General features: G+C 42.5%; 12 protein-coding genes. 7 read left to right on the plus strand and 5 right to left on the minus strand.

What is annotated here, in order from left to right; translation table 11 throughout:
- The first annotated feature begins 31 nt into the window (after positions 1-31).
- Positions 32-3160, plus strand: coding sequence for a SusC/RagA family TonB-linked outer membrane protein (locus SNE25_RS06930; RefSeq protein WP_321564367.1), 3129 nt, complete (start codon positions 32-34; stop codon positions 3158-3160).
- Between the two features lie 22 nt (positions 3161-3182).
- Positions 3183-5099, plus strand: a complete 1917-nt coding sequence (locus tag SNE25_RS06935) for a SusD/RagB family nutrient-binding outer membrane lipoprotein (RefSeq protein ID WP_321564368.1) — start codon at positions 3183-3185, stop codon at positions 5097-5099.
- Between the two features lie 128 nt (positions 5100-5227).
- On the opposite strand, the gene SNE25_RS06940 is transcribed toward SNE25_RS06935, so the two are convergent.
- Genes SNE25_RS06940 through SNE25_RS06960 form a run of 5 tightly spaced genes read right to left on the minus strand, consistent with a single transcriptional unit; the run spans position 5228 to position 8301 of the window.
- Positions 5228-5827, minus strand: coding sequence for a flavodoxin (locus SNE25_RS06940; RefSeq protein ID WP_321564369.1), 600 nt, complete (start codon positions 5825-5827; stop codon positions 5228-5230).
- 25 nt (positions 5828-5852) lie between these two features.
- Positions 5853-6362: a nuclear transport factor 2 family protein gene (locus tag SNE25_RS06945; RefSeq protein ID WP_321564370.1), complete on the minus strand. Its 510-nt coding sequence runs from the start codon at positions 6360-6362 to the stop codon at positions 5853-5855.
- A 26-nt stretch (positions 6363-6388) separates the two neighbouring features.
- On the minus strand, positions 6389-6850 hold the full coding sequence (locus tag SNE25_RS06950) for a cupin domain-containing protein (protein ID WP_321564371.1): 462 nt from the start codon (positions 6848-6850) through the stop codon (positions 6389-6391).
- A gap of 39 nt (positions 6851-6889) precedes the next feature.
- Positions 6890-7300 carry a putative quinol monooxygenase gene (locus SNE25_RS06955; protein WP_321564372.1) on the minus strand — a complete coding sequence of 137 codons (411 nt, stop codon included), beginning with the start codon at positions 7298-7300 and terminating at the stop codon, positions 6890-6892.
- Between the two features lie 17 nt (positions 7301-7317).
- The gene (locus SNE25_RS06960) at positions 7318-8301 is read right to left on the minus strand and encodes an aldo/keto reductase (protein ID WP_321564373.1); all 984 of its coding nucleotides are present in this window, start codon (positions 8299-8301) and stop codon (positions 7318-7320) included.
- 204 nt (positions 8302-8505) lie between these two features.
- Here SNE25_RS06960 and SNE25_RS06965 point away from each other — a divergent pair, with 204 nt between their 5' ends.
- The 5 genes from SNE25_RS06965 (at position 8506) to SNE25_RS06985 (ending at position 14034) form a co-directional block, all read left to right on the plus strand.
- Positions 8506-9402 (plus strand): helix-turn-helix domain-containing protein, encoded by an 897-nt coding sequence (locus tag SNE25_RS06965; RefSeq protein ID WP_321564374.1) that lies wholly within the window; start codon positions 8506-8508, stop codon positions 9400-9402.
- A 140-nt stretch (positions 9403-9542) separates the two neighbouring features.
- Positions 9543-10016: a (2Fe-2S)-binding protein gene (locus SNE25_RS06970; protein WP_321564375.1), complete on the plus strand. Its 474-nt coding sequence runs from the start codon at positions 9543-9545 to the stop codon at positions 10014-10016.
- A gap of 26 nt (positions 10017-10042) precedes the next feature.
- Positions 10043-10627 (plus strand): hypothetical protein, encoded by a 585-nt coding sequence (locus SNE25_RS06975; RefSeq protein ID WP_321564376.1) that lies wholly within the window; start codon positions 10043-10045, stop codon positions 10625-10627.
- 80 nt (positions 10628-10707) lie between these two features.
- Entirely contained in the window at positions 10708-12858 is a 2151-nt protein-coding gene (locus SNE25_RS06980; protein ID WP_321564377.1) for a molybdopterin cofactor-binding domain-containing protein, read from the plus strand.
- A gap of 66 nt (positions 12859-12924) precedes the next feature.
- The gene (locus tag SNE25_RS06985) at positions 12925-14034 is read left to right on the plus strand and encodes an XdhC family protein (protein WP_321564378.1); all 1110 of its coding nucleotides are present in this window, start codon (positions 12925-12927) and stop codon (positions 14032-14034) included.
- Positions 14035-14065 lie beyond the last annotated feature (31 nt).

Below are 14065 nucleotides of genomic sequence, written 5' to 3' on the forward strand. Positions count from 1 at the left end.
TCCTTAATAAATAACCATTAATTACAAACACATGAAACAAATGTACTTAAGGTGCACAGCTTTGTTGTTACTGAGCATGGTAACAATAACCGCTTTTGCGCAAAAGGTGGTTACCGGAACGGTAACCGAAAAATCCGGACAAACCATGCCCGGTGTAAACGTCACTGAAAAAGGTACCACAAACGGTACTTCGACAGACGCAAATGGAAAGTTCAAAGTTTCCGTTAAACCAGGTGCTGTATTAACAGTTTCCTTTATCGGTTATAAAACCGTGCAGATTTCGGTAGGTTCACAAACAAACATCAATGTTGTTTTGGAGAGCACCGAGAACGCCTTAACCGAGGTAGTAGTAACCGCTTTGGGCATTAAAAGAGAGAAAAAATCATTAGGCTACGCCGTACAGGAAGTCAAGGGGCAAACCCTGGCCGATACCAAAGAGCCTAACCTGGTTAATTCGCTTTCTGGCCAGGTTGCAGGTTTACAAATTACTCGCTCTGCCAACGGCCCGGGTGCTTCTTCACGCATTACCTTAAGGGGTAACAACTCATTAACGGGCTTAAACCAACCGCTCATTGTGGTTGATGGCACGCCGATGGACAACTTTATCGGAAATGCAGTTGATGGGAAGGGAAAAGCTAACAATGATTATTATAACCCGAGCAGGGATATGGGTAATGGTTTGGCCGATATTAATGCAGATGATATTGAAAGCATCAGTGTTTTAAAGGGTCCGTCTGCGGCCGCGCTTTATGGTTCAAGAGCTGGTAACGGTGCTATATTAATAACCACCAAAACCGGTAAATTACAAAACGGCCTGGGCATTACAGTAACTTCATCATTTGGATCTGAGAATATCTTCGCGCGGCCAAAGATGCAAACTCAATTTTCGCAGGGATCTAACGGAATTTACGATGTTGCTGATGACGGAAGCTGGGGAGCAAAAATAGATGGGCGAACCGTTACCAAATGGGATAGCTCTAAAACCGCCCTGTCTAATTACGATAATATTGATAACTACTTTAAAACCGGTTTCACATCAAATCAGGGTATTTCGTTGCAACAACAATTTAAATCAACCTCAGTTTATACCTCCTATAACCGTCTTGACGATAAAAGTTATATCCCCGGAGCAAAATTGATCCGTAATAACCTTACGGCACGTACGGTAAGCAAATTTGGCGAAGGTGATAAGTGGACGGTAGATACCAAGGTACAGTATATCAACTCGAGCGCGATTAACCGTCCGCAGGCAGGTTATAACCCTAACAATTATTTCTATTATCTGCAAATGTTACCTGTGAACATTGATATACGCGATTTTCAAAAAGCTAAAGCTGCTAATGGCAATATGCTTTGGTGGCATGACGGTCAGGAAATTAATCCTTACTGGTCTTCACAATACAATTTAAATAAAGATGTAAGGAACAGGTTCTTGCTGAATGCATCGGTTAGGTATCAGTTTAATAGCTGGTTAAGCCTTGAAGGCAGGGGCGGTGCAGATACTTACACCATTAATGCCGACAGCAGACAATATGCAGGTGCGCCGGCTAATCTGGGAGGTTCTTACGGCGTAAGAAGGACATCATTTACCGAAACCAACTACAGTGGTTTGCTTACTGCTAAAAAAGATAACCTATTTGGTAAATGGGGCGGTACGGTAACCCTGGGTGGTAACTTAATGAATCAGCAAAATTCTTTTTTGAGTGCCAGCGCGGGTACACTGAATGTACCTAACCTGTTTGCCATAAACAATGCTGTAGGTAACCCCTCATTTGACCAGGGATTATTTCTGCATAACATTTATTCTGTTTACGGTTCATTGGGCATAAACTATGATCAGTTCCTGTTTGTGGACGGAACATTTAGAAACGACTGGACTTCTACGCTGAACGTGGCAAATCACTCCTATTTCTACCCGTCAGTGAGCACTTCATTAGTATTTAGCCAGTTACTGAATAAAAGCGGAAGCTTGCCATCATGGATAACCTACGGTAAATTAAGAGGCTCATTTGCACAGGTAGGTAACGATATGGACCCATATCAGTTATACAATACCTACACTATTTCTAAAGACCCACTGGGTAACACCAACGCCAGCCGTAACGATGTACTTTATGATCCCAACGTGAAAAGTGAATTGATCAAATCGTACGAGGCCGGTTTAGAAATGCGCTTCTTTGACAGTCGCTTAGGTTTTGATTTTGCTGTTTATAAATCAAACGCCACCCGCCAGCTCATCAACCTGCCTTTAGATAACCTTAGCGGTTATGCCTTCAAAAAAATAAATGCGGGCGATGTGCAAAACAAAGGATTGGAATTGATGGTTGATGGCCGGATTGTAAACAACCCTGATGGGTTTAACTGGAATACAACAGTAAATTACTCCATTAATCGCAATACTATCAAAGCTATTACGCCTGATGTTAAACAGTATCCACTTGGAAGTTATGATAATGTTGCTGTTGTTGCCCAAACCGGTGAGCTTTATGGTTCTATTTATGGGTCATCATTTAAAAGGGTTAATGACCCCAGCAGTCCTTACAATGGTCAATTATTGTTAACTTCAGCTGGAACACCACAGACTGGCGACACCAAATTATTAGGCAACCAACAGGCCACAAGCTTATTAGGCGTAACCAACTCTTTTGCTTATAAAGGCTTTAATTTTTCATTCCTTGTTGATGCCCGCTTTGGTGGTAAAATATTCTCCAGCACTATAGCACACATGGAGGCCTTAGGTACTTCAAACAAAACGGTAGTAAACGGCGGCAGGGAAGATTTTCTGGTTGATGGCGCGGTGCTTAATCCTACTACTAACCAGTACGAGAAAAATACCGTGAAGGTATCTCCACAGAATTATTGGGCAGCTGTTAGCACAGGAAACCAGGGTATAACCGAAGCAAACTTATATGACGCTTCAAACATCCGTGTACGTAACGTTCAATTGAGCTACAACCTGTCAAAAAAATTATTGTCGGGTACTGGTATTCAGCGTGCTAAAATAGGCGTGTCTGTAAATAACCTTTGGTTAATCACAAGCCACATGAACGGTATGGATCCTGAGTCTGTTTATGCAACAGGAACTAACGCCACAGGCTACGAAAGCGGGAGTGCTCCTACCACGCGTACTATTTTACTTAACTTAACTGTTGGCTTTTAATTAATAGCATATCATTAATAATATGAAAACGATACTAAAAAAATCATGCCTGATAGCTTCAGCAACACTGATGCTGACTTCATGCAAGAAAATGACCGATATAAATAACGATCCGTTTGCCGCTAATGGCGATCAGGTTCAAACCGAATATTTTATAAACAACTCTATTATTGGCGCGCAGCAGGACCCGGGCCTTTCAGAACGTATGTTTATCCTGTACTGGGTTCCTGGCGGGCGCGGTTTGCAGGATGAGGATGGCGAAACCTTTTCACAAGGCGGCTTTGTTGACGATTGGGCATCTGAGTATTACAGGCAATCATCGCAATGGCAAAATAATGCTAATACCGCCATACAAATTGGTAACGATCAAATTGCTAAAGGCACTTCCAAGCCATATACCAAAAATTTGATACAAGTAGCCAGGATATGGAGAGCCTATTTAATGAGCGAGTTTAGCGACACTTTTGGCCCAATGCCAACAGATGCTTTTCAGGGAAAAAACCCCGAGTTTAAAGATGTAAAAACTGTTTACTACTTTTTGCTTGATGAACTGAAAGATGCCGGTTCAAAACTTGATCTTACTGTTACCAACCCAGGTACTACTGTAACCAACGAAGATCCTGCGTATAAGTATGATTACGCCAAGTGGCGTAAATATGCCAATTCTATGCGTATGAGGCTGGCAATGCGTTTGTCTGAAGTTGATCCGAGTAAAGCAAAAACAGAGTTTGAAGCCGCAGCGGCTACCAATGATTTTATTACTACCGCTGATGATATGTTCAGCGTAGTAGAATCACATGGCTGGGATCCGTTGGCCAGTGTATTCCGTAAAGAATCATCATGGATGGGGCTTCCTATATCTGCAACCTATAACAACCTTGCAGTTGGTTTAGGCAGTATCAAATCTGCAGATCAATTGTCCGCAGGTTTTCAGTCGGCCATTAAACCGGCTAACTGGATGGGACAACGTTTTACAGACCAGTTTGCCACCAAAACAAATGATCCGATGGCTGGTTACTGGTTTAACGGCCTGCCGTTTACTATTGACCCGCGGGCTTATAAAATTTACAGTATCCCCGGCGATATTACCAATGTCAATTATCCGGCCATAGGAGGTAGCTTTACTACATCCCAGGCTAATATGAAAAACGCATCAGGAACTGTTGTTAAAGTGATAAACGCTAAATATACCTGGAACGCGAAAGCTGATGGTAACTGGGGTGCAAAATCTGCAATGAACCAGCCTATCACCACCAACGGTTGCAAACCGTTGCTAAGCCTTACTTACAGGAATGGTAATAATAAGAGAGTGTTTTTTGGTCCATGGGAAACTTATTTCCTTTTGGCAGAAGCTGCCGAACGTGGATGGACTACTCCTGTTGCTGCACAAACAGCTTACGAAACAGGTATTGCTAAAAGCTTCGAATACTTTGGTACCTCCGGTAATTTAGGTGCTTACCTGGCTTCAACTGATTATAACCGCGATGGTACGTCAGTTAGCTGGAGCCATACTGCTGAGCCGCCTGCAAAGCGTACCATGAATTATGAAGATGGTTTAACAGGTGTTGCCGGAACGGTAGATGCAATATATCCTAAAAATGATCTTTACAAAGCCGGCGCCGTGAAAAATGACCATTTAACTAAAATTATAACACAGAAATTTTTGGCCCAGCTGCCATGGCTTCCACTGGAAACATGGAATGATCACAGAAGGTTAGGATTGCCATTTTTTGAAAATCCGGCCGTCGAAGATATCATGCCAGATCTTCCTGCTTTGAATAGCGGTAATTACACTACTGGTAATATCAAATTCTTGCCGCAACGTGTAAAATATCCATCCAACTTAAAAAATGCCAATGTTGATGGTTATAATAAAGCCGTTACAGCATTAGGCGGAGACGACGCAGTTGTTACACCATTATGGTGGGCAAAACATTAATAATTAAAATTTCAATTAAAGGCCACCTCTAAAAAGGTGGCCTTTGTTTTTATGTTGATATGCAATTATATTAAACGCAATTTAGATCTGCGCTTTTATTAGCTTTATTTTGATCATCTATTAGCTTTTTATTTCAGCATTTGTATGTTTTGCAGCCACACTTTGACTTCTTCGCGTGCTTGCTTTTCTTTTTCTCCTTTAATTACAAAGAGAACCCCGTCCCTTTCTACACCTCCTTTAATGGAGAAACCTTCAGGGATTTTACTGTTTGGACATAACTGTTTTACCGTATCGAAACCACTCCCCACGCCATAACCGGCATTGGTATTAAAAGGAATAATGGTTTTCCCGCTCAGGTCATATTGATGCAAAAAGCTTTTCATTGGTGGCGGCATCTTCATATCCCAGGTTGGAAAGCCTACGAATACAGCGTCATATTTTTCGATGCTGTCAATTTTTGTTTTCAAGGGCGGCAGAAAACCAGTTTCGTTTTCGTTCACCACCTGTTGCACGGTTGCCCTGTAGTTTTCGGGATAGGGTTTTTGGAGTTCAAGTGCTGCCAATTTTCCGCCAACATAGCTATGTATGATCTCAGCAATTGCCTTAGTATTATTTGTTCGTGATAAATATACGATCAATATCTTTTTGGGAGACGGGGTCTGTCCATTTGAGCACGCCGATATCGTGCATAAGAAGATAAAAAGGAAGTAAAATAGCGCTTTTCTCATTTTTGCAGATTGATTGCTACTTGCGTTAGTGTTGCGATGGCTGTGATTGGTTATTTCCGTTCATTTTGACTGGTCTAAGCAGCGTTGAAAAGGTGAGTGAACCCATCTTCCATTTGCCATTTTCTTTAAGGTATACCTCAGTTACCATAAAAGCATGGGTAACTTCATTTCCACCAACTACTGCCAGCAAGTCAATGTCATTTAACACGATGGCCGTATTACCAAAAATATTTACCGAAGCGCCATAAACCTCCGCTTTCTTATACCAAATAAAGCCACCTTTAATGGTATTCAGCTCTTGGGTTTCCCCCCAGCTTCCACCCATATGAACAAAAACGCATTTCTCATCAAACAGTCCGTTTAAAGACTCTACGTTTTTGTCGGCCATCCATTGCCATTTAGTTTTCGATTGGTCAAGTATTTCCTGCTCTTCTTTTGTTGTGCTTGTTGTTGTTGAATTTGGCAGTTTAGCCTGGGCGTGTAATAGCTGCACACTTACTATGAACAGAAATATACCGATAATTGCTTTCTTCATAATTTAGTTTTAAGGTTATCTGTTGGTTAGTTTTTGGCACCGTTATACTCAACATCGGTTACACGTTGTAGCCATTCGGTCTTGTTCACTGCCCCTTTAGTGCTTACCGCTATGTAAGTGAATATACTTTTAGGCGCCGCGCCGTGCCAGTGTGCCACGCCAGGAACACATTTGATCACATCGCCTTTATGCACTACTTGTATAGGTTTTCCTTTTTCCTGGTAATAGCCTGTACCTTCGGTTATCATGAGTATCTGCCCGGCCGGATGAATGTGCCAGTCTAACTTCGCGCCTGGTGCAAATGTTGCCGTAGCAATGTTGCAATCAATCACGCTGTCGGCCTTGTTTAATTCGGTAAGCCATACATCACCTGTGTGATTATTGGTTTTTGATAATTCGCCTTTAGGGAAAATTGACACGGTTTGAGCTGTGGCACGCGTTGATACTACTGCTCCTAATAAGACTAACACGTACAATAGTTTTTGCATGATTCCTTGATTTATATAATACTCTTAAATACGTTTTTATTACTTTAAAATGTCCGGTTTTATACCAGTAAAAATGGGATCAACATCTACCAATTCCAGCGACCTGACCATGTTTTTGATTGTTTCTTTATATTTTTTGAAATGAGCCGTTTGTCGGTGTGTTTCGTATGCCGTGCTGTCAGCATATATCTCCATCACCGTGATATGGTTAGTTTTGATTTTGTCTGCCACAGAATAAAGCATCAATACTCCTGGTTCTGTCCGTAATGAAGCTTCACCAATGTCTTTTAGTGCCGCTTTATAATTGTCTATTTGCGAGGTATCAATTTCTATCCGGGCAATTCTTACCACTCGTTTTTTATTTTGAGCAATTGCATTGTTTAATGTCATGACCAAGAGTGCGATCAGTACCACTTTTAAAATATTGGGGATGCCGTTTATCTTTTTCATATGATAATAAATTACTATTAACGGTTTATCATTTTCTGTGCCTGCTCCGAATAACGATGGCCATGAACCTCAATATTAGACAGCGCTTCGTTAATGTCTTGTAAGTCCTTATTTGATAGCTCAATATTAGCGGCACCCAAATTTTCTTCCAGGCGATGTAATTTGGTTGTCCCGGGAATGGGTACTATCCACGGTTTTTGCGCAAGTAGCCATGCCAATGCAATTTGTGCAGGGCTTGCATCTTTTCCGGCAGCAATGCTTCCTAACAGATCTACCAAACCCTGGTTGACCCTACGGTTTTCTTCTGAGAAACGGGGAACAGTGTTGCGAAAATCTGTTTTATCAAACATGGTGTTTTCGTTGATGGAACCGGTTAAAAAACCCTTACCCAACGGACTGAATGGAACGAAGCCAATACCAAGTTCTTCAAGTGCCGGCAATATTTCCTGTTCGGGTTCGCGCCACCAAAGCGAATATTCGCTTTGCAAGGCTGTAACAGGTTGTACAGCGTGGGCTTTGCGAATAGATCCTACTCCGGCTTCTGACAGACCAAAATGTTTTACTTTCCCTTCCTGTATTAGGCCTTTAACAGTTCCGGCCACATCTTCAATCGGAACGTTAGGGTCAACGCGGTGCTGATAAAACAGGTCGATCACATCTGTTTTTAAACGCTTAAGAGAGGCTTCTGCTACTGTTCTGATGCTTTCCGGACGGCTATCTGCGCCCAATGGCGGTTTTCCTTCTGTAAAACCAAATTTAGTAGCGATCACTACCCGGTCACGATAAGGTGCTAAGGCTTCTCCAAGTAACTCTTCATTATCAAAAGGCCCATATGCTTCGGCTGTATCAAAAAAAGTAACACCTCGCTCAACAGCTGCATGTAATAGTTTTATCGAATCGCTTTTATCCGTTGCAGGGCCATAGCCAAAGCTCAATCCCATACAACCCAAGCCAAGTGTTGATACTTCCAGACCGCTTTTTCCCAATTGTCTCTTTTTCATGTTTTCTTTTTAATAAGTATTTAGTTATTCAGTTTCCGCTGTCAGGCATGCGCTCAGGAGCTTGCCGGTAATACAAATGTGAGGTGTTTCATCGATCCGGATATGATACAGATTACGGATGTTTTTACCATTATTACTGATTTGGAAAGATTGAGTATCAATCCATTGATAATTAACGTAAATTAGAGTTGAAAATAACCGGTTATGGATAGCATGCGACGTTTCAACACTATTAGTGAATACAATGCCTTTAATAAAAATGAAACGAAACACCCGTTAATAAGTGTGGTGGATCTGTCAAAAGCCGACCCAAGGCAAGGTTCACGCATGTATTTTGGCTTTTACATTGCGTTTTTAAAAGATGTAAAATGCGGCGACCTGGCATATGGCAGAGACACCTACGACTATCAGGAAGGCACGTTGGTTTTCATGGCACCGGGACAAGTTGCCGGTGTAAACAGTAACGGCGAAACCTACCAGCCAAAAGGCTACGCGCTCGCGTTTCACCCCGACCTGGTACACGGCACGTCGCTTGGCCGCCGTATCCAGGAATATACTTTCTTCGGTTATCAGTCAAACGAAGCATTGCATTTGTCCGGACGGGAAAGGAGCATTGTTTTAGATTGTTTCTCAAAAATAGATTATGAACTAGAGCGCGGTGTAGACAAACACAGTAAACGGCTCATCGTATCGAACATAGAACTTTTTCTGGATTATAGTGTTCGTTTTTATGAGCGCCAATTTATTACCAGGGATCATGTATATCAAGGTGTTTTAGAAAAATTTGAAAAACTGTTGAATGATTACTTTGCTTCTGACAAGCCACAGGATGTGGGATTGCCTTCGGTTGCTTATTGTGCAGAACAACTCCATTTATCACCCAATTACTTTGGAGACTTGGTAAAAAAAGATACCGGCAAAACTGCGCAGGAATATATACAAACTAAGCTAATAGATGTAGCCAAAGAAAAGATTTTCGATGGCAGTAAGACCATTAACCAGGTGGCATATGAGCTGGGTTTTAAATACCCTCAGCATTTTGCAAGGGTATTTAAAAAACGTGTTGGCCACACACCACAGGAATACCGCTCACTGAATTGAGTATAGCATCTTGCAGCAAGCGGCAAGATTTCACCACGTGAGATTGGTGATTTAGTTAATTACCTGAAGGTAATGGTGTTCTTGGGTGAGATCCGGAGCACTTTTTGAATGATAGATTAACCGAATTATAAACAAATTGTATGACCACAATTACAGTAAATGGAAAACAGCACCAGGTAGATGCTGATCCAAACATGCCTTTACTATGGGTGATCAGGGATATTATTGGTTTAACCGGTACAAAATACGGTTGCGGGGTAGCACAGTGCGGTGCGTGTACAGTGCATTTGAACGGAGATGCCGTACGCTCATGCGTTACCAAATTGAGCCGGGCAGCAGGCCAGCAGGTTATTACTATTGAGGGTTTATCACAAAACAACGATCATCCGGCCCAGGTGGCGTGGAATGTAGAAAATGTACCGCAATGCGGTTATTGTCATTCTGGCCAGATCATGTCGGCAGCTATACTGCTAAGAGAAAACTCAGATCCGAGCGATGCTGATATAGACACCGCCATGGCGGGTAACATTTGCCGTTGCGGCACTTACCAGCGCATTCGCAAAGCGATTCACGTGGCTGCCGAGCTGCAGAGAAAGGAGGCAGCAAGCAAATGAGAAAGGTTATTTCAATAATCGTTATAATGCTGACAGTAATAGGTATCATGGCTTTTGCATTAAATAATGATAAAAGACATAATAACGAAAGTCCTCTATCATCGCTACCCGTTGTTAAAAAAGACAGTGTAGCTTCCGTTAAAGCCTTTAAGCAGGTATATACAGTTCTGATGAGCGCACGTTGTATGAATTGTCATCCATCAGGTAATATACCACTTCAAGGAGATGACAGTCACCTGCATACGATGTCTCCGCAGCGTGGAATTGACGGGAAAGGCGTGTACGCTATGAAGTGTTCCAACTGCCACCAGCCGACCAATACGGCGGGATTGCATGCCCCTCCCGGAAATCCAAACTGGCATTTGCCACCTGCTGATATGAAAATGGTTTTCCAAGGCCGTACACCCCGCCAGCTGGCTAAACAATTAATTGATCCAAAACAGAACGGACACAAGGATTTGAAGAAACTGATAGCACATGCCGACGACGGCCTGGTATTAGCCGGCTGGAACCCCGGCGAAGGACGAACACTGCCGCCGATGAGCCATGCCGCGTTTAAAAAAGCATGGATCACCTGGCTTACAACAGGTGCATATGCGCCAAAAAAATAGAAGATTGGCAAAAATGAGGCTGATGCAGGCAGGAATATTTTAAACAGGGTTACAAAAGGTAAAAATTAAAACGAGGAGCCATGAACCATATTTCAAGAAGAAGTTTTTTAAGAGCTGCCGGACTTACCGGTACCGCTCTTTTTGTGGGGCTGTATTTTCCTTTAAATGCTGAGGAAGCTAAAGTGACTACCACAGATGCAGCAGAAGCTACCGGGTTTGAATTTAATGCCTGGATCCGTATTGATACTGATGGTAAAGTTACCTTAACTGACCATCGTGCAGAAATGGGCCAGGGTTCTTATCAGTCTGTACCGCAGATCATCGCAGAAGAACTGGAGGTCAATCTGAAGGATATTAATGTGATCTTTGCGCAAGGCAACCCCACAAAATTCGGAAGTCAGATCACCGGCGGAAGCTCCACTGTCAGAGGGTCATATAAAAACCTGCTGAAATTAAGCGCCACAGCACGTGAAATGTTGATTACAGCAGCGGCAAACCAATGGAACGTCCCTGCAAATGAATGTTATGCCGAGTCGGGCTACGTTATTCACAAACCCTCCGGAAAGAAATTGAATTACGGAGAACTGGTAACAGAGGCGTCAAAGCTTCCGGCTCCTCAGGAAGTTAAACTTAAAGAAATATCCCAATATAAACTGATCCGGAAACCTTTGCCCCGGATGGATACCCCTTTGAAAACCAATGGGGAAGCTATCTTCGGTTTAGATAAAAAATTGCCGGGGATGCTTTACGCTTCTGTCGAGCGCAATCCGAGGTTACGTGGCAAAGTAAAAAGCTTTGATGATTCTGCAGCCTTGAAAGTTCCTGGTGTTAAACAGGTATTTAAGGTGCAGATGTTTGTTTTTAATACCACACGTGACGGCGTTGCGGTTGTAGCTGATTCTACATGGGCAGCTATGCAGGGCAGAAAAGCCTTACATGTTGAGTGGGATGACAGTGGTTTTGAGCATGTAAACACCAGTGATATTTATAAAGCCCATGAAGAATTACTTAAAAAAGAGGAAGGACTTTTTTTTAAAAAACAGGGCGAACCCAGTCAGATTTTAGCAAAGGCCGGTAAAAAGATAGATGTGATTTATCAAACACCTTATCAGATGCACGCTGCCATGGAGCCGTTGAATTGTGTTGCCCATTATCAAAATGATAAAATAGAAATCTGGGGACCGATACAGGCCCCGGATTGGGTACAGGGCGACATTAGCGATAAATTTAAGGTGCCTAAAGAAAAGGTAATTGTGAACATGACCTTTTTAGGAGGGGGATTCGGGCGGAAAGCTTTTTTGGACTATACTCAAGAAGCTGTTGCTATCTCCAAACAAATAGGCGCACCTGTACAGGTAGTGTGGACAAGGGAAGATGATATTACCCAGGGCCCATATCGCGCCGGGATCTCTTACAGGGGAGAAGGATCAATTGAAAACGGCGAGATCAGCGCTTTGAAGTTTAAAATGGCCGGTCAAAATATAGATCATTGGAATAATGACAAAAGGGATAAGGCAAACGATAGCACTACAGAAGGTTTCCTGAAACCTTATTTTGACAGTGTTAAAAATATCAGTTTTGCAGACGTGCCGTACGAAATGCCTTTACCCAATATGTGGTGGCGCTCGGTTTATGCTTCAACAAATGGTTTTGCCTATGAAAGTTTTATAAACGAAATGGCTGTTTTAGCAGGGCAAGATCAGTTAGATTTCCGAAGGAAATATTTAAAAGATGAGCGTTGCCAGCAGCTAATAAATAGAATAGAAGAAGTATCGGACTGGAAAAACAAAAAAAAGAACGAAGGATACGGCGTAGCCATAACTGAGTGTTTCGAATCTACAGTAGGCCACGTTGTAAAAGTTTCCAGGAAAGCAGATGGGAAAGTGAAGATCGACCATGTTTGGGCGGTGATGGATTGTGGCTGGTACGTTAACCCCGATATTATTAAGGCGCAGGTTGAAGGTTCCATTTTGATGGCGCTGGGTGCGGCCACCATTCATGAGATCACTTTTAAAGACGGGTTAGTAGAACAAAAAAATTTTTACGACTATCTGATGCCGCGTATGAGCGACATGCCACCTGTTGAAGTGCATATTATGGAAAATACAGCGGATGCCGGAGGCGTGGGTGAGCCGGGTCTACCTCCTTTTGCACCAGCCCTTACTGATGCCATATATGATTTAACAGGAAAACGGATCAGAAAACTACCATTTAATTTAAATACAGTTTAAGCCAGATAATATCAAGGTACTTTATAGTATGTTATCAAAAACTTTCAATTCGTAAACCGTTCAAAGATGAAAGAAATTATAGACATCGTAGCGGCTTACGAGAAAGCTTTAAAAGAGCAAAAGAAAACCGCACTGGCCACTGTGGTGCTTGTGGAAGGTTCTGCTTACCGCAAGGCCGGTGCCAGGATGCTGATCACGGAAGACGGGCAATTAACCGGCGCCATCAGCGGCGGCTGCCTTGAAGGTGACGCTTTGCGAAAAGCCAGGATGGTCATCATGCAACAGGAACCACTATTGGTTACTTACGACACGATGGATGATGATGACGCCAAGCTTGGTGTTGGCCTGGGCTGTAATGGCATTATACATATTCTGATTGAACCTATAAACGATAAACAGACAAATCCGATAACTTTATTGAAGGCTGCTATAGCTTCAAACGGTTATTCCGTACTGATTACTGCCTTTTCTATCGAAGACAGGAAAAGGTCACAGCCGGGTTCCTGTTTGTATTTGGGTAATGATCAAATCATCTCCAACGGATTGGATGGCTTGCCTTATAAAAATGAATTACTGGAGGATGCAAAAAATGTGTTGGATAACCAAAGTTCAGCTATTACTTCTTACCGGGGTTATACCGTATTTGTAGAGTGTGTTAAGCCGCTGATCTCCCTGGTTGTTCTTGGGGCCGGTAATGATGCTATTCCACTAATCAGGATTGCTGCTGTATTAGGTTGGAATACCACCATTGTAGATGGGCGCCCCAATTATGCGACTGCTGAGCGCTTCCCATCTGTTAAAAAATTATTGATTGCCAAACCTGACAAAGTTTTAGATAGCCTGGAAATAAGCGAGTGGACGGCCTTTGTGCTGATGACCCATAACTATAATTATGAAATAGCTTTTCTGAAAGAGCTTTTGCCTTTACACCCTTCTTATATCGGAATTTTAGGGCCAAAGAAGAAACTGGAACGCCTGCTGGATGAACTGGGGGAAAACGGAACCGTTATAACGGAACGGAACCTGGAAACTATTCACGGGCCTGTCGGTCTGGATATTGGCTCAGAAACATCCGAAGAGATCGCACTGTCAATTATCGCTGAAATAAAAGCGGTATTTTCCAAAAGAAACGGAAGATCATTAAAATATAAAACAACCGTTATACACAGCGTTTAGATGCACGCTGAAGTTCAGCGAGCTTTAAATC

Origin of the sequence: Mucilaginibacter sabulilitoris (assembly GCF_034262375.1) — a bacterium.
Classification (GTDB): domain Bacteria; phylum Bacteroidota; class Bacteroidia; order Sphingobacteriales; family Sphingobacteriaceae; genus Mucilaginibacter; species Mucilaginibacter sabulilitoris.